The organism is Streptomyces sp. NPDC059957, assembly GCF_042730015.1.
Classification (GTDB): Bacteria; Actinomycetota; Actinomycetes; order Streptomycetales; family Streptomycetaceae; genus Streptomyces.
Genome location: NZ_JBHWMB010000005.1, coordinates 38,137 through 54,179 on the forward strand (window position 1 = coordinate 38,137; position 16,043 = coordinate 54,179).

Genomic DNA, 16,043 nt, shown 5'->3' on the forward strand with positions numbered 1-16,043 from the left:
TCCCGCCGACGACCGCCCCTCCCGTACTCGGCCGCCGGTGCGGGACACTGTCCTCGGGGCGCCCCTACGATCGCTTGTGAGGACCAACACTCATGCGCACGTGACCGATGGGGAACCACCCGAATCCGCCATGCGTGGATACGATCAGTAAGCAGTACAGGGCGACAACGACGGAGGAGGTGCCCCATGGGAGTCCTGAAGCGGTTCGAGCAGCGACTCGAAGGTCTGGTGAACGGCACCTTCGCCAAGGTGTTCAAGTCCGAGGTCCAGCCGGTGGAGATCGCGGGCGCCCTCCAGCGCGAGTGCGACAACAACGCCACCATCTGGAACCGCGAGCGGACCGTCGTCCCCAACGACTTCATCGTGGAGCTGAGCACGGGCGACTTCGAGCGCCTGAGCCCCTACTCGGGCCAGCTCGGCGACGAGCTCGCGGGCCTCGTCCGCGACTACGCCAAGCAGCAGCGCTACAGCTTCATGGGTCCCATCAAGGTCCAGCTGGAGAAGGCCGACGACCTGGACACCGGGCTCTACCGGGTCCGCAGCCGCACGCTCGCCTCCAGCACCTCCCAGTCCCCCGGCCAGCAAGGTCAGGGCCAGGGGCAGGCCCACCAGGCCCCCCCGGCACAGCCCGGCGGCTACGGATACCCTCCGACCGCCGCGCCGCCCATGCCCCCCGGACCGCCCCCGGGCGGTCCCGGTGCGCGCCGGCCGGCCACCGGCGGACCGGGCGGACCGGCCCCCGTGCCCACAGGCGGCGCCGTCCGGCGCCACTGGATCGAGATCAACGGCACCCGCCACCAGATCTCGCGCCCTACGCTCGTACTCGGCCGAAGCACCGAAGCCGACGTGCGGATCGACGACCCCGGCGTATCGCGCCGGCACTGTGAGATCCGGACCGGAACGCCCTCGACGATCCAGGATCTCGGGTCCACCAACGGCATCGTGGTGGACGGGCAGCACACCACCCGCGCTACGCTCCGCGACGGTTCGCGGATCGTCGTGGGATCCACCACCATCATTTACCGGCAAGCCGAAGGGTAAGCGGGGGCAATGTCAGAGCTGACCCTGACGGTCATGCGGTTGGGTTTCCTGGCCGTTCTGTGGCTGTTCGTCATCGTGGCCGTCCAGGTCATTCGCAGCGATCTCTTCGGTACGAGAGTCACGCAGCGCGGTTCCCGACGCGGCGGGGGCGCTTCCGGCGCCCCGGCGCAGCAGGGCGGCCGCCAGCCGGCGGCCCCACCGCAGCAGCGCCAGCGCCGCGGTGCGCCCACCAAACTCGTCGTCTCCGAGGGCACCCTCACGGGCACCACGGTGGCCCTCGCCGGCCAGACGATCACGCTGGGCCGCGCCCACGACTCCACGATCGTGCTGGACGACGACTACGCCTCCAGCAGGCATGCCAGGATCTACCCCGACCGTGACGGCCAGTGGATCGTCGAGGATCTCGGGTCCACCAACGGCACGTATCTCGACCGGACCCGGCTGACCACCCCGACGCCCATTCCGCCGGGCGCCCCGATCCGCATCGGCAAGACCGTCATCGAGCTGCGGAAGTAGTACGAGAATGAGCGAGCGGAGCGAGCGAGCCGCAGCGGCCGGTCCCACCGGGGACACGGACCCGAGCGCGCTCCAGGCCGGAGGGTGGGCAGTGTGGCTCGAGACCGGTTGTACCCCGAGGCGTCGACAGGGCAGGTGCGCATGAGTCTGTCCCTGCGGTTCGCCGCCGGATCGCACAAGGGCATGATCCGCGAGGGCAACGAGGACTCCGGCTACGCCGGTCCCCGTCTCCTCGCGATCGCCGACGGCATGGGCGGCCAGGCCGCCGGTGAAGTCGCCAGCTCCGAGGTGATCTCCGCCCTCGTGCAGCTCGACGACGACGTCCCGGGCTCCGACATGCTCACCGCGCTCAGCACCGCGGTGCAGCGCGCCAACGACCAGTTGCGCGTCATGGTCGAGGAGGACCCCCAGCTGGAGGGCATGGGCACCACGCTCACCGCCCTGCTCTGGACGGGCCAGCGCCTCGGCCTGGTCCACGTCGGCGACTCCCGCGCCTACCTGCTCCGCGACGGCGTCCTCACGCAGATCACCCAGGACCACACCTGGGTGCAGCGCCTCGTCGACGAGGGCCGGATCACCGAAGAGGAAGCCACCACCCACCCGCAGCGCTCCCTGCTGATGAGAGCCCTGGGCAGCGGCGACATCGTCGAGCCCGACCTCTCCATCCGCGAGGTCCGGGTCGGCGACCGCTACCTGATCTGTTCCGACGGGCTCTCCGGCGTGGTCTCCCACCAGACCCTGGAAGAGACCCTCGCCGACTACCACGGCCCCCGCGAGACCGTGGCCTCGCTCATCCAGCTCGCGCTGCGCGGCGGCGGCCCCGACAACATCACCTGCATCGTGGCCGACGTCCTCGACACCGACAGCGGCGACACCCTTGCCGCGCAGGTCAACGACACCCCGGTCGTCGTGGGCGCGGTCGCCGAGAACCAGCACCACCAGCTCTTCGACGGCGGCAACGCCATGCAGACGCCGGCCGGCCGCGCCTCCGGGCTCGGCCGCCAGAGCCCCCCGCCCGCCGGCGCCTTCGGGCCCCCCGGCAGCGGCGAGGCCCCGGGTTACGGCGGTTACGGCGCCCAGGGACAGGGCGGCGGAGCCGACGCGTACGGCAGCTTCGGCGACCCCGACCCGTACGACGCGGACTCGGAGTACGAGGACACGTACGACCACCCGCGCAGGCGCCGCGGCAAAGGGCGCAAGTGGACCACGCGCACGCTGACGCTGCTCGTGGTCCTCGGAGTCATCGGCGGCGGCCTGTACGCGGGCTACCGCTGGACCCAGACGCAGTTCTACGTCGGGGTCAAGGACGAGCACGTCGCGCTCTTCCGCGGGATCAGCCAGAAGCTGGGGCCGCTGGAGCTCTCCAAGGTGGAGACCGACCGCCCCGACATCGAACTGAAGTACCTACCGAGCTTCAAGCGCAAGCAGGTCGTGGACACGATCAGCGAAGGCAGCCTCGACACCGCCCGTACGAAGATCGACGAGCTGGGCACCCAGACCTCCGCGTGCAAGAAGGACGAGGAGCGGCGTGCCGCCGAGGCCCAGGGCAACCAGACGCCCGGCCCCGTCCTGACTGCCGCCGAGCAGCAGGTCGTCAACCTGTGCGAGAAGCAGTAGACATACGCGGGCACAGGGGGCCCGCCACACCATGAGCGTTGTCACCAACACGACCACCATCGGCGCCATCGAGCTGCCGAGCCGGCGGAACACCGAGCTCCTGCTGCTCGCCTTCGCCGTGGTCATCACGATCTTCGCCTACGCCAACGCGGGGCTGTCGATCCACGGAAAGCTGCCCCCGGGCATGTTCGCCTACGGGCTCGGCCTCGCCGTCCTGGCGGGCATCGCCCACTTCGTCGTACGGCGCTACGCCAAGTACGCCGACCCCCTGCTGCTGCCGATCGCCACGCTCCTCAACGGGCTGGGCCTCGTCCTGATCTGGCGACTGGACCAGTCCGAGCGCCTGCAGAACCTGGCGAAGCGGTCCTTCGGCGCCTTCTCCGAGTCGTCCCCCCGGCAGATGATGTACACGGCACTCGGCATCGCCCTGTTCACGTGCGTGCTGCTGTTCCTCAAGGACCACCGCATCCTGCAGCGGTTCACCTACATCTCGATGGTCGCGGCCCTGGTGCTGCTCCTCCTGCCGCTCGTCCCCGGCCTCGGCACGAACGTCTTCGGCGCCCAGATCTGGATCCGCGTCGCCGGATTCTCCATCCAACCCGGCGAGTTCGCGAAGATCGTCCTCGCGGTGTTCTTCGCCGGCTATCTGATGGTCAAGCGCGATGCCCTGGCCCTGGCCTCCCGCCGGTTCATGGGCCTCTACCTGCCGCGCGGCCGCGACCTCGGCCCGATCCTGGCGATCTGGGCGGTGAGCCTGCTCATCCTGATCTTCGAGAACGACCTCGGCTCCTCGCTGCTGTTCTTCGGCATGTTCGTGATCATGCTGTACGTGGCCACCGAGCGGACCAGTTGGATCATCATCGGCCTGCTGATGTCGGTCGGCGGCGCCGTCGTGGTCGCCGGCTTCTCCAGCCACGTCGGAGCCCGGGTCAGCGCCTGGCTGGACCCCTTCGGCTGCTGGCAGAAGATGGGCGCCGACGCCGGAGCCTGCGAGCAGATCGCCCAGTCGATCATGAGCTTCGGCTCAGGCGGGGTCCTCGGCACCGGCTGGGGACAGGGCCACTCCGACCTGATCCTGTTCGCCGCCAACTCCGACTTCATCTTCTCCACCGTCGGCGAGGAGCTCGGGCTCGCCGGCGCCATGGCCTTCCTGCTGCTCTACGGCCTGATCATCGAGCGGGGCGTGCGCACCTCCCTCGCCGCCCGCGACCCCTTCGGCAAGCTCTTCGCGATCGGCCTCTCCGGCGCCTTCGCCCTCCAGGTGTTCGTGGTCGCCGGCGGAGTCATGGGGCTCATCCCCCTGACCGGCATGACCATGCCCTTCCTCGCGGCCGGCGGCTCGTCCGTGCTCGCGAACTGGATCCTCATCGCCGTCCTCATCCGGATCAGCGACACCGCACGCCGCCCTGCCCCGGCCCCGGCACCGTCCCCCGACTCCGAGATGACCCAGGTGGTCCGCCCGTCATGAACAAGCCCCTGCGCCGCATCGCGATCTTCTGCGGGCTGCTCGTCCTGGCACTGCTCGTGCGGACCAACTGGCTCCAGTACGTCAAGGCCGAGGAGCTGAGCACCCGCAAGGAGAACCGGCGGGTCCAGATCGCCCAGTACGCCACCGAGCGCGGCAACATCATCGTCGACGGCAAGCCGATCACCGGCTCCGCCGTCACCGACGGCAGCGACTACAAGTTCAAGCGGACCTACATCGACGGTCCGCTCTGGGCCCCCGTGACCGGCTACGCCTCGCAGGCCTTCGGTTCCACCCAGCTCGAGTCCCTCGAGGACGGCATCCTCACCGGCAACGACGACCGGCTGTTCTTCGACCGCACCATCGGCATGTTCACCGGCGAGAAGAAGCAGGGCGGCAACGTCGTCACGACGCTCAACGCCGCCGCGCAGAGGGCCGCGTTCGACAAGCTCGGCACCAAGAAGGGCGCCGTAGCCGCGATCGACCCGCGCACCGGCGCGATCCTCGCCCTGGTGAGCACCCCCTCGTACGACCCCTCGGCCTTCGCGGGCAACTCGAAGGCCGACGAGAAGGCCTGGGTCGAGCTCAAGGACAGCGACGACAAGAAGCTGGTCAACCGCGCCCTGCGCGAGACCTACCCGCCCGGCTCCACCTTCAAGGTGGTCACCGCCGCCGCGGCCCTGGAGCACGGCGTCGTCACGGACATCAACGCACCGACCGACACCGAGGACCCGTACATCCTCCCGGGCACCAAGACCGAACTGATCAACCACGCCCCCGGATGCGGCAAGGCCAGCCTCAACGAAGCCATGCGCGTCTCCTGCAACTCCGTCTTCGCCAACATGGGCGACAAGGTGACGCGGGACAACATGGTCAAGACCGCCGAGAAGTTCGGCTTCAACAACGACAAGATCGACACCCCGGTCCGCGCCTTCGCCAGCGTCTACGACAAGACCATGGGCCGGGACGGCAACGCCCAGAGCTCCATCGGCCAGTTCAACACCGCGGCCACCCCGCTGCAGATGGCCATGGTCACCGCCGCCATCGCCAACAACGGCAAGCTGATGAAGCCGTACATGGTCAACCAGCTGGAGTCGCCCGGCCTCGACATCGTCGAGAAGCACGAGCCGCAGGAAATGAGCCGTCCCCTCTCCGTCGAGAACGCGAAGAAGGTCCGGGACATGATGGTCAACGTCGTCGAGAAGGGCACCGGCGGCAAGGCCCAGATCCGGGGCACCGTCGTCGGCGGCAAGACCGGCACCGCCCAGCACGGCGAGGGCAACAAGAAGCGCCCGTACGCCTGGTTCATCTCCTACGCCGAGAACCCCGACGGCAGCTCGCCGGTCGCCGTAGCCGTCGTCATCGAGGACAGCGAGGCGGACCGCGAGGACATCAGCGGCGGCGGCCTCGCCGCCCCGGTCGCCAAGGCCGTCATGGAAGCCGTGCTCAAGAGCAACAAGGGGTAACGGGCGGGGCCCGAGGCCGCGCGAGAGTCTCCAGGGGCACAAAACTGTGATCCGGGTCACCATTCCCGCCCGGATCCGCGCGTACGGTACCGGTCCGGTATCAGCCGGTGGTCACGAACCGATCACCGACGATCGGCCGGTAGCCTTTGCGCGAACAGCACACCGCCGGACCACACACCGGAGCGGTCGGGACTGACGGAGAGGGCTGCACGTTATGGAAGAGCCGCGTCGCCTCGGCGGCCGGTACGAGCTGAGCCACGTGCTCGGCCGTGGTGGCATGGCCGAGGTCTACCTCGCCCACGACACCCGGCTCGGCCGTACCGTCGCCGTCAAGACCCTGCGCGCCGACCTCGCCCGCGACCCGTCCTTCCAGGCCAGGTTCCGCCGCGAGGCCCAGTCGGCCGCATCGCTCAACCACCCGGCGATCGTCGCCGTGTACGACACCGGCGAGGACTACGTCGACAACATCTCCATCCCGTACATCGTGATGGAGTACGTCGACGGCTCGACCCTGCGCGAGCTCCTGCACTCCGGCCGCAAACTGCTGCCCGAGCGCACCCTGGAGATGTGCATCGGCATCCTCCAGGCGCTGGAGTACTCGCACCGCGCCGGCATCGTGCACCGTGACATCAAGCCCGCCAACGTCATGCTCACCCGCACCGGCCAGGTCAAGGTCATGGACTTCGGCATCGCCCGTGCCATGGGCGACTCCGGCATGACCATGACGCAGACCGCCGCCGTCATCGGCACCGCCCAGTACCTCTCCCCGGAGCAGGCCAGGGGCGAGCAGGTCGACGCGCGCTCCGACCTCTACTCGGCCGGCTGCCTGCTGTACGAGCTCCTCGCCGTCCGGCCGCCGTTCATCGGCGACTCCCCGGTCGCGGTCGCCTACCAGCACGTACGGGAAGAGCCCCAGCCCCCGTCGAACTTCGACCCCGAGATCACGCCCGAGATGGACGCGATCGTGTTGAAGGCACTGGTCAAGGACGCCGACTACCGCTACCAGTCCGCCGACGAGATGCGCGCCGACATCGAGGCCTGCCTCGACGGCCAGCCCGTCGCGGCCACCGCCTCCATGGGTGCCGCCGGCTACGGCTACCCCGACCAGGGCCACGGCTACGGACACCAGGGCTACGACCAGCCCACCACCGCCCTGCGCACCGCCGACCCGAACCAGACCTCCATGCTCCCGCCGATGCACCCGGGCGACGGCGGATACGGGGCCCCCGGGTACGCAGACCAGGGCGGCTACGACCAGGGCGGCCGCGGCCGGCGTCCGCAGAAGAAGAGCAAGGCCTCCACGATCCTGCTGGTCACCGCCGGCATCCTCGTGCTGGTCGGCGCGATCCTGATCGGGCGCACCCTCACCGAGCCCGGCGCCGACAACCGGCCCGCGGTCCCCAAGCTCATCGGCGAAACCCTGGAAACGGCCAAGGCCAACGCGATCAACGTCGGTCTCGTCGTCCAGCAGGACGGGGAAATGCCCTGCGACACGGCGCCCAAGGGCAGCGTCTGCGAGCAGAGCCCGGCCGAGGGCACCAAGGTCGAGAAGAACTCCCCGATCAAGGTGAAGGTCTCCACCGGCGCACCCAAGGTGCTCGTGCCGGACGTCCTCTTCATCCCCTTCGAGACCGCGGAGAAGACCCTCAAGGAAAAGGGCTTCCAGGTCACGAAGAAGACGGACGAGTCCGAGCGGTCGCCCGGCACCGTCCTGGAGCAGGACCCGAAGGGCGGCGGCGAGGTCGAGCGGGGCACCACCATCACGCTGACGGTGGCCAAGGAGATCTCCAAGGTGACCGTCCCGGACCTGACCGGCAAGAGCCAGGCCGACGCTTCGAAGGCCCTGCAGGCCGTCAAGCTGAAGCTCGGCAGCGTCACCGAGGTGGACGCGCCCCCGGGCACGGCCCCCAAGTCGGTCGTCAGCCAGGACCCCCTCCCGAGCAGCTCGGTCGAGGTCAACTCGACGGTCAACATCTCGGTCGCCAAGGCGGTCCAGCAGATCCAGGTCCCGAACCTGGTCGGCAAGACCATCAACCAGGCCAGGGCCGAGCTCGCCGCCAACGGCCTGGCCTTCGGATCCGTCCTGTCGGGCTCCTCCGACGGCAAGGCGAGGATCCTGAGCACGGACCCGCAGATCGGCAGCACGGTGGCCCCCAACACGCCGATCAACGTGCACACGGTGGACGACAACCAGCAGAACGGCGGCAACGACGGCGGCGGCGGCTTCTTCGGAGGCCTGGGCAACTAGCCGGCGGAACGCGCAACGGAACGGGTCCGGCCCCTCTCTTGGAGAGGGGCCGGACCCGTTCCGTTTCCAGGCTCCGGGGCGCGGCCCGTCACCCACGGCACATCGAGCCCCTGCGGCCTCGTACGCGGCCGCCTGCGCCATCACAGCCGAGTCCCCGGGCCATCCGCACTCAGGGGGCGTCACGGCCGTCCACAGGGGGCTTCTGGAGGCCCGGAGCCGTCAGCGCAGCTCCGCCGGAAGGTTCCGCTTCGCGTCGACCTTCTCCGTGCGGACCAGCTCGCCCCACACGATGTAGCGGTACTTCGAGGTGTACACGGGCGTACAGGTCGTCAGGGTGATGTAGCGGCCCGGCGCCGTGCGGCCCGACTCCTTGGGAACCGGGCTGATCGAGTCCACGTTGTACTTCGAAGTCTGGCTCAGTTCGGCGAAGACCTTGTAGACGTACCAGGTGTCGCGGGTCTCGAAGACGAGCGCGTCGCCGTTCTTCAGCTTGTCGATGTTGTGGAACTTGGCCCCGTGCCCGTCGCGGTGGGCCGCCAGCGCGAAGTTGCCCGCCGCGTCCCACGGCAGCGCCGACTTGACCGGCTCCGTGTAGTAGCCGGCGACGCCGTCGTTCAGGACCTCCGACCTGGTGCCCCGCTTGACCAGCACCTCGCCGTTCTTCATCGCCGGCACGTGCAGGAAGCCGATCCCGCCCTGGGTGTCCAGCGCGCCCGGCGCCGCGGCGGTCGTCCGGGAGGGCGCCGCCCGCTCCCACTGCTCGCGCACCGCGTCCCCGCGCGCGGAGGCGTCCCGGTCCGCCAGGACGTTCGTCCACCACAGCGAGTACGCCACGAACAGTCCGAGCACCAGGCCAACCGTGATCAGGACCTCGCCCAGCAGGCTCAGGAACCCCGCGACGGCGCTGCGGTGCGGGGGCGGTGCGGCACGTGACACTGCGGATCCTCTACGGGCTGGTCAGCTCGGGCGGAGCACCCTGGCTGCGGGGGCGTTCAGCGGTCATCCTGCCCCATACGATCAGCCGGTAGGTGCTGGTGAACTCCGGGGTGCAGGTCGTCAGCGTGATGTACCGGCCCGGGGCGGTGAATCCCGATCCGGCCGGAACCGGCTTGATCACGGACACGTTCGACGGCGGGGTCTGCGCGAGCTGCGCGCTCATCTCGTACGTGTAGTACGCGTCCCGCGTCTCCACCACGATCTTGTCCCCCGGCACCAGCCGGTTGATGTAGCGGAACGGTTCTCCGTGCGTGTTCCGGTGGCCCGCCAGCGCGAAGTTGCCCTGGCGGTCGGCCGGCATCCCGGTGGCGAGCGGCGCCTCGGAGTAGTGGCCGACCATGCCCTTGTCGAGGACCTTCGGCTTGCTCGTCCCCTCCGCGACCGGCACCTTCACGTCCAGCTTCGGGATGTACAGGATGGCGAAGCCCTGGCCCGGCTCGAACGCCGCCGCCACCGGCGGAGCGGCCGCATCGGCCGCACCGGCCGGATCGCGGTCCCAGGTCTGGAGCAGGGAGCCGGCCGCGTCATCGGCCGTCCGGCTCGCCAGGAAGTTGGTGTACCAGAGCTGGTAGCCGACGAAGAGCAGCATCACCAGGCCCAGCGTGATGAAGAGCTCCCCCGCGAGCCTGCTGACGACCACCACCGGCCCGCCCGAGGCGGGCCGCCTGCGCCGCCTGCCCCGGCCGCGCGTGCGCGCGCGCTTCTCGGCCGCCTGTGCCGCCCTGCGTCGCGCTGCCCGGCCCTCGGTGGGCGCGGACGGCGCGAGCGCCGTCACGCGACGGCCTTGCCCACCACCGGGGCGAGCCCCACCGAGCGCTCCACCGCGCCCGCGTCACCGCAGCGCACCAGCCAGTTCGCGAGCATCCGGTGGCCCCACTCGGTCAGCACGGACTCGGGGTGGAACTGCACTCCCTCGACGTCGTGCTCGCGGTGGCGCAGCCCCATGATGATCCCGTCCTCGGTGCGCGCGGTGACCTCCAGCGTGTCCGGGAGGGTCGGCGGCTCGGCCGCGAGGGAGTGGTACCGGGTCGCGGTGAAGGGCGAGGGAAGCCCCTCGAAGACGCCGAGGCCCTCGTGGACCACGGGCGAGGTCTTGCCGTGCAGCAGTTCCGGAGCCCGGCCGACGACGCCTCCGTAGGCGACGGCCATCGACTGCATGCCGAGGCAGACGCCGAAGACCGGTACGCCCGTGTCGGCGCAGTGGCGGACCATGTCCACGCAGACGCCGGCCTCTTCCGGTGTTCCCGGGCCCGGGGACAGCAGGACGCCGTCGAAGCCGTCCTGGGCGTGGGCGAGCTCGACCTCGTCGTTGCGCAGCACCTCGCACTCGGCGCCGAGCTGGTAGAGGTACTGGACCAGGTTGAAGACAAAGCTGTCGTAATTGTCGACAACCAGAATGCGCGCGCTCACGGAGTCGCTCCCGATCCCTCGTCCACCGTCACATCGTTGAACGGAAGCAGCGGCTCGGCCCACGGGAAGACGTACTGGAACAGCACGAACACCACCGCGAGCACCAGCACGAGGGAGATCGCAAGGCGTACCCACGCGTTGCCCGGCAAATGCCGCCAGATCCAGCCGTACATGCCGCCTGTGTCCTTTTCGTCCACGATCGTTCAACGCACCGCAGGGGCGGTACGTCCACAGCCTAAAGCCACCCGCCCGGCGCGGAGGGTCACCTTGCCAAACCCTCCGGCACACCCTGTGCGAGGGTCCGCGTACCGGTCAGTTCGGCCCAGACCACGAGCCGGTGGCTGTGGCCCCATTCCGGGTCGCAGGTGGTGAGCGTCAGGTACTTGCCCGGCCCGGTGAAGGGCGAGCGGCTCGGCACCGGATCCACCACGCCGACCTCCGTGGGGAGCGTGCGCAGCGCCTCGGCGCGGACGGTGTACGTGTACCAGCCGGTGGCGTCCTTGAGGATCACCAGGTCGCCGGGGCGCAGCCTGGGGATGTCCTTGAAGGGGTCCCCGTACGTGCGCCGGTGGCCGGCCACCGCAAAGTTCCCGGTGCCGCCGAGCCGGGCGGTGCCGGCGTAGTGGCCCAGGCCCTTCTTCAGCAGCTCCGTGCCCGTGCCCTCCAGGACCGGCTTGTTCCAGCGCGGGCCGAAGCGGGGCACGTACATCTCGGCGAAGGCCCGGCCCGGCGGGTACGCCGCGTTCTCGGGCGCGGCCGGGGCCGCCGATGGTGCTCCCGAGGGCGCGGGGGCGGGCTGCGGGGCGGCCGCGGGCGCCGCGGACCAGGCGTCCCTCATGCGGGCCATCTCCCCGTCCATGGCCTGGTCGGCCTTGACCCCGGTCCACAGCAGTACGTAGACCACGAAGAGCACGATGAGCGAGCCCGCGGTCAGGCACACCTCGCTGAACGTCCGTACCAGCAGGCGCGGCACGTCGACGTTGCGGTCACGGCGTGGCGGACTCCAGCGGCTTCGCATAGTGGAGGTCCACTGTGCCGGAGTAGCCCGGCAGTGTCAGCGCCTTGTGCTCGTCCACTTTCCAGCCGAGCCCGTACGCGTTCACGTACAGCTGGTAGTTCTGCAGCGCCGGGGAGGCGGCGAGGGCCTTCTTCAGCGCGCCGGGGTCGCCGACCGCCGACACCTTGTACGGGGGCGAGTACACCCGGCCCTGGAGGATCAGGGTGTTGCCCACGCAGCGCACGGCGCTGGTGGAGATCAGCCGCTGGTCCATGACCTGGATGCCCTGGGCGCCGCCCTGCCACAGTGCGTTCACCACGGCCTGGAGGTCCTGCTGGTGGATCACCAGGTCGTTGGGCTGCGGCTCGGGAACGTTGGGGATGCGGGCCGTGGCGTTCGGGGGCGCGTCGTTCAAGGTGACGGTCAGGGCCTTGCCGGTGATCGCCTCCGTGCCGGAGGCTGCGCGCAGGGCGGCCAGCCTGGCGTCCTCGGCCTTGGTGCTCCCGTGCTCGCGGTCGGCGAGTGCGTCGACCTGGCCGCGGGCGGTCGCGGTGCTCTTCTCCAGCTCCAGATTGCTCTGGCTGCGCTCCTGGATCAGGTCGGACAGCTTGAGGAGCGAGGCGTCCGTCCGGATGTTCGTACCCTTGGAAGTGTTGAAGCTGGTGACGAAGATCAAGCCGGCCAGGGCGAAAACGGCGGCCGTGAGCAGCCGGACCGGTCTGGCACGGCGACGGGGACCCGCGGAGGAGTCGTCGGAATTGCTCAACGTACCCTTCTCCTTCAACGCCACAGGTCCACTACGCTAACGGACGCCCGGGGCAGGCAAGGTCCCCAGCCCATCGACAGGAGAGCCCCTCGTGCCGAAGTCACGTATCCGCAAGAAGGACGACTACACGCCGCCCCCCACGCGGACGCCGCAGTCGATCAAGCTGACGAACCGCAACTGGGTCGCCCCGGTCATGCTGGCGTTCTTCTTGGTCGGCCTGGCATGGATCGTCGTTTTTTATCTGTCCGAGACCCAGCTTCCGATCGAAGCCCTCGGAAATTGGAACATTGTGGTCGGATTCGGCTTCATTGCGGCAGGATTCGGCGTCTCCACGCAGTGGAAGTAGCCCGGCTCCGCAAGCTCTCCCCATGAGTTATCCACAGCGTCATCCACACCTGAGGAAAAGACAGAAGATCTGTGGATAACTCTGTGGAGAGTTGACGCCGGTGTGATCAGGTGAGTGCGGAAAGTTCGGCCGTCCGGATCGCGATCAGGGCTGCGGCCAGCAGGAACACCGCCACACAGGTGCCCCACTGGACGAATTTGCGATTCCGCGCGCCCATGTCCTTGGTGGGCCACAGGAAGCCCAGCGCGACCAGTGCACCGGTGATCAATCCACCGATATGGGCCTGCCACGACACGTTCAGCCCAGGCATGAAGGTCAGCACCAACATGAACACCGCCATGGTGATCAGAGGGCGCATTTCGTACCGCATCCGCCGGAACAGCACCACCGTGGCGCCGAGCAGGCCGAAGACGGCGCCGGAGGCACCGAGGGTCGCCACGATCGGCTCGGTCAGCAGATAGACCGCGACGCTGCCGCCCAGGGCCGACAGCAGGTACACGGTGAGGTAGCGGGCCCGGCCCAGCGCCTGCTCCAGCGGCCCGCCGATGAACCACAGGCCGAGCATGTTGCTGAAGATGTGCCACCACTGGACGTGCAGGAACGGCGAGGTCAGCAGCCGGTGGTACTCGCCGGTGGAGACGCCGGCCTGGTCGCCGTACCAGCCCAGCATCACCAGCTCGAAGTCCAGCCTGGGGACGGCCTTCACCAAGAGGAACACCGCCACGTTGATCCCGATCAGGATCTTGGTGACCAGGAACGGATCGGCCGCCACCACCCCGCCCGCGATCGTCCGCGGAGCATTGGCCGCGGGCCCGTGGCCCGTCCCCGAGCCACCGCGGACGCACTCGGGGCACTGGAAGCCGACCGAGGCGTTGATCATGCACTCGGGGCAGATCGGCCGCTCACAGCGCGTACAGCTGATGCCGGTCTCGCGGTCCGGGTGCCGGTAGCAGCCCGGAAGACGGTCGGTGTCCATCGGTCCCCTCGGTCGGCGGCGAGGCGGCGGGTCCGCCCGCGCCCGTCCGGTACGTATCGAGGACGGACGGGCGGGGCCGAAAGGTTCCCCTGCGGTCAGCGCTTCTCGATGACGACGGACTGGATGATCACGTCGTCGAGGGGGCGCTCCGTGCGCGGGTTGGTGGGACCTGCGGCGATGGCGTCGACGATCTTCTGGCTGGCCTTGTCGCCGATCTCGCCGAAAATGGTGTGCTTGCGCGTCAGCCAGGCGGTGGGGGCGACGGTGATGAAGAACTGCGAGCCGTTGGTGCCCGGGCCGGCGTTCGCCATCGCGAGCAGGTAGGGCTTGGTGAAGGCCAGGTCGGGGTGGAACTCGTCGGCGAACTGGTAGCCGGGGCCGCCGGTGCCGTTGCCCAGCGGGTCGCCGCCCTGGATCATGAACCCGCTGATGACGCGGTGGAAGACGGTGCCGTCGTAGAGCGGCTCCGTGGTCTTCTGGCCGTCCGTGGGACGCGTCCACTCGCGCTCACCGGTGGCGAGTTCGACGAAGTTCCGCACGGTCTTCGGAGCGAAGTTCGGCAGAAGCTCGATCTCGATGTCGCCGTGGTTGGTCTTCAGGGTGGCGTAGAGCTTCTCGGCCACGGATCTGCCTTCCCTAGTCATCGGTCATCACTGTCGGTGTCAGATCCTCCCACGGAGAGCTGCACCGGGCGGAAATCGTCCACTCGTATGCCCTGTCGCGCATGCCGGTCGGCGGTATGGGAGGCATGATCCGACAAAGGGTGGAAAGGTGAACTGTGTCCGCCACCGAGGAGGAGGATCCCGTGACAGGCAAGGAAAGCGTGCGCCTGGCAGCATCGAGTGCCAGGGATACGGCGCGGCACGCAGCGGAAGTGGTGGCGCCGTACGCGGAATCCGCCAAGCACGCTGCGGTGCATTACGCCCACGAAGCAAATGAACGGCTCGCACCGAAGGTGTCCTACGCGGCCGGCGAGGCCGCCAAGCAGGCCCGCTCGACGTACTGCTGCCACGTCCAGCCCCGGATCAAATCGGTCCGCGCCCACGTGCCGCCGAATGTGGACCGGGCGGCGTCCAATGCCGTGAAGCAGACCCGCCTGGCGGCCCGGTCCGCGGTGGACTACACGCAGCCGCGGCTGGAGAGCGCGCTCGCGGCGGCCCAGCCGGTCGCCGAGGAGGCCGCGTCCCGGTCAACGGCGGCGTTCGCGGCGCTGCGCGGCCAGGTATCGGCCAAGGAGGTCCAGAAGCTCGTACGGCGCCACGAGCGGCGTGAGCGCTGCGGCCGCCTGTTCAAGGGCGTGGCCGTGGTCGGCGTCCTGGCCGGCGGGGCCTACGCCGCATGGCGCTGGTGGGACCAGCAGTCGAACCCGGACTGGCTCGTCGAGCCGCCGGCCGCCACCGAGCTGTCGGCGCGCGAGGAGGAGGCCCCGGCCTCCTTCGACGACGAGCTGGCCGCGAAGGAGCGCGACGCCGGGACCTCGGACTTCGTGTCCGGCCTGGAAGCGGAGGCCGAGGCCGCGCAGGAGCGGATCGACGCGGAGGACGCGAAGCGCAAGCACCGCTGAGGAACGCTCGATGACAGTGGGGCCCGGATCCTTTCGAGGATCCGGGCCCCACTGTCATTGCTGTGTTCCTCGTTTCCCGCTAGCTGGGGAGGTTGAGCTTCATCCCCGGGTGGATCATGTCGGGGTTCGAGCCGATGACGCCCTTGTTCATCGCGTAGAGCTCGCGCCAGCGGCCTTCGTTGCCGAGCTCGCGGCGGGCGATCGCGGAGAGCGAGTCGCCCGCGCGGACGGTGTACGTGCGCTGCGCCTTGGGCGCGGGCTTCGGCATCGGCGCCGCGGGCACCGCCTTGTGCGCGGCGGACGTCGGCGTGGGCGTGTGCGGGGCCGGCCGCGCGACGGGGGGCGCCGGTGCGGCCTTGGGCGGCATCGGCGCGGCCTTGGGCGGCGCCGCTGCCGCCATGCGCTCGGCGGCCGCCTTGGTCGCCGCTGCCGAGTCGGTGTACTTGGTCCCGGCGTCGGCGGGCATCGCCGCCGGGGGCGCGGGAGCGGCCGCGGCCTGCTGTTGCACCTGCTCAGCCGCCTTTTCGGCTGCCTTCTCGGCTTGTTCCTTCTTCTTGTCGGACCTCATGAAGTCGAACAGTCCCATGTGCGTACGCCTCCGGCATGGTGGTGCCCCCCTGGGCTGAGTGCCTTCT

Annotated in this window: 16 protein-coding genes and 1 pseudogene; 8 read left to right on the forward strand and 9 right to left on the reverse strand. The window is 69.5% G+C overall.

What is annotated here, in order from left to right:
• Positions 1 to 186 precede the first annotated feature (186 nt).
• The 6 genes from ACFWBW_RS05055 (at position 187) to pknB (ending at position 8,353) form a co-directional block, all read left to right on the forward strand.
• A complete protein-coding gene (locus tag ACFWBW_RS05055; protein ID WP_385368502.1) occupies positions 187 to 1,041 on the forward strand; it encodes an FhaA domain-containing protein in 855 nt (284 codons plus the stop codon).
• 9 nt (positions 1,042 to 1,050) lie between these two features.
• Entirely contained in the window at positions 1,051 to 1,557 is a 507-nt protein-coding gene (locus ACFWBW_RS05060) for an FHA domain-containing protein (RefSeq protein WP_385368504.1), read from the forward strand.
• A 141-nt stretch (positions 1,558 to 1,698) separates the two neighbouring features.
• The gene (locus ACFWBW_RS05065; RefSeq protein ID WP_385368506.1) at positions 1,699 to 3,174 is read left to right on the forward strand and encodes a PP2C family protein-serine/threonine phosphatase; all 1,476 of its coding nucleotides are present in this window, start codon (positions 1,699 to 1,701) and stop codon (positions 3,172 to 3,174) included.
• Positions 3,175 to 3,205: 31 nt separating this feature from the next.
• Positions 3,206 to 4,642 (forward strand): FtsW/RodA/SpoVE family cell cycle protein, encoded by a 1,437-nt coding sequence (locus ACFWBW_RS05070; RefSeq protein WP_385368508.1) that lies wholly within the window; start codon positions 3,206 to 3,208, stop codon positions 4,640 to 4,642.
• Positions 4,639 to 6,105: a peptidoglycan D,D-transpeptidase FtsI family protein gene (locus tag ACFWBW_RS05075; protein ID WP_385368510.1), complete on the forward strand. Its 1,467-nt coding sequence runs from the start codon at positions 4,639 to 4,641 to the stop codon at positions 6,103 to 6,105. Before ACFWBW_RS05070 ends, ACFWBW_RS05075 begins: the two co-directional genes overlap by 4 nt.
• A 214-nt stretch (positions 6,106 to 6,319) precedes the next feature.
• The gene (gene pknB, locus ACFWBW_RS05080; protein ID WP_385368512.1) at positions 6,320 to 8,353 is read left to right on the forward strand and encodes a Stk1 family PASTA domain-containing Ser/Thr kinase; all 2,034 of its coding nucleotides are present in this window, start codon (positions 6,320 to 6,322) and stop codon (positions 8,351 to 8,353) included.
• 219 nt (positions 8,354 to 8,572) lie between these two features.
• Here the strand turns inward: pknB and ACFWBW_RS05085 are convergent, their stop codons facing one another.
• From ACFWBW_RS05085 to ACFWBW_RS05110, 6 genes and pseudogenes are all read right to left on the reverse strand, one after another.
• On the reverse strand, positions 8,573 to 9,289 hold the full coding sequence (locus tag ACFWBW_RS05085) for a class E sortase (protein WP_385368514.1): 717 nt from the start codon (positions 9,287 to 9,289) through the stop codon (positions 8,573 to 8,575).
• Positions 9,290 to 9,299: 10 nt separating this feature from the next.
• Positions 9,300 to 10,139: pseudogene (locus tag ACFWBW_RS05090) on the reverse strand (class E sortase); the annotation flags it as partial.
• Complete coding sequence (locus ACFWBW_RS05095) at positions 10,121 to 10,759, reverse strand: aminodeoxychorismate/anthranilate synthase component II (protein ID WP_254382122.1); 639 nt, start codon at positions 10,757 to 10,759, stop codon at positions 10,121 to 10,123. The pseudogene ACFWBW_RS05090 and the gene ACFWBW_RS05095, both read right to left, overlap by 19 nt.
• A complete protein-coding gene (locus ACFWBW_RS05100; RefSeq protein ID WP_385368757.1) occupies positions 10,756 to 10,956 on the reverse strand; it encodes a hypothetical protein in 201 nt (66 codons plus the stop codon). Before ACFWBW_RS05100 ends, ACFWBW_RS05095 begins: the two co-directional genes overlap by 4 nt.
• Before the next feature lie 65 nt (positions 10,957 to 11,021).
• On the reverse strand, positions 11,022 to 11,732 hold the full coding sequence (locus tag ACFWBW_RS05105; protein WP_385368516.1) for a class E sortase: 711 nt from the start codon (positions 11,730 to 11,732) through the stop codon (positions 11,022 to 11,024).
• Between the two features lie 13 nt (positions 11,733 to 11,745).
• A complete protein-coding gene (locus ACFWBW_RS05110) occupies positions 11,746 to 12,522 on the reverse strand; it encodes a DUF881 domain-containing protein (protein WP_385368518.1) in 777 nt (258 codons plus the stop codon).
• 91 nt (positions 12,523 to 12,613) lie between these two features.
• Between ACFWBW_RS05110 and crgA the strand changes: the two genes are divergently transcribed.
• Positions 12,614 to 12,868 carry a cell division protein CrgA gene (gene crgA, locus ACFWBW_RS05115; protein WP_250738676.1) on the forward strand — a complete coding sequence of 85 codons (255 nt, stop codon included), beginning with the start codon at positions 12,614 to 12,616 and terminating at the stop codon, positions 12,866 to 12,868.
• 106 nt (positions 12,869 to 12,974) lie between these two features.
• Here the strand turns inward: crgA and ACFWBW_RS05120 are convergent, their stop codons facing one another.
• Together ACFWBW_RS05120 and ACFWBW_RS05125 are read right to left on the reverse strand one after the other, a co-directional pair.
• Positions 12,975 to 13,844 carry a rhomboid family intramembrane serine protease gene (locus ACFWBW_RS05120; RefSeq protein WP_385368520.1) on the reverse strand — a complete coding sequence of 290 codons (870 nt, stop codon included), beginning with the start codon at positions 13,842 to 13,844 and terminating at the stop codon, positions 12,975 to 12,977.
• Between the two features lie 95 nt (positions 13,845 to 13,939).
• Complete coding sequence (locus ACFWBW_RS05125) at positions 13,940 to 14,467, reverse strand: peptidylprolyl isomerase (protein WP_385368521.1); 528 nt, start codon at positions 14,465 to 14,467, stop codon at positions 13,940 to 13,942.
• A 182-nt stretch (positions 14,468 to 14,649) separates the two neighbouring features.
• Here ACFWBW_RS05125 and ACFWBW_RS05130 point away from each other — a divergent pair, with 182 nt between their 5' ends.
• Positions 14,650 to 15,408, forward strand: a complete 759-nt coding sequence (locus tag ACFWBW_RS05130) for a DUF5324 family protein (RefSeq protein WP_385368523.1) — start codon at positions 14,650 to 14,652, stop codon at positions 15,406 to 15,408.
• 79 nt (positions 15,409 to 15,487) lie between these two features.
• On the opposite strand, the gene ACFWBW_RS05135 is transcribed toward ACFWBW_RS05130, so the two are convergent.
• Positions 15,488 to 15,994, reverse strand: coding sequence for a LysM peptidoglycan-binding domain-containing protein (locus ACFWBW_RS05135; RefSeq protein ID WP_385368525.1), 507 nt, complete (start codon positions 15,992 to 15,994; stop codon positions 15,488 to 15,490).
• Positions 15,995 to 16,043 lie beyond the last annotated feature (49 nt).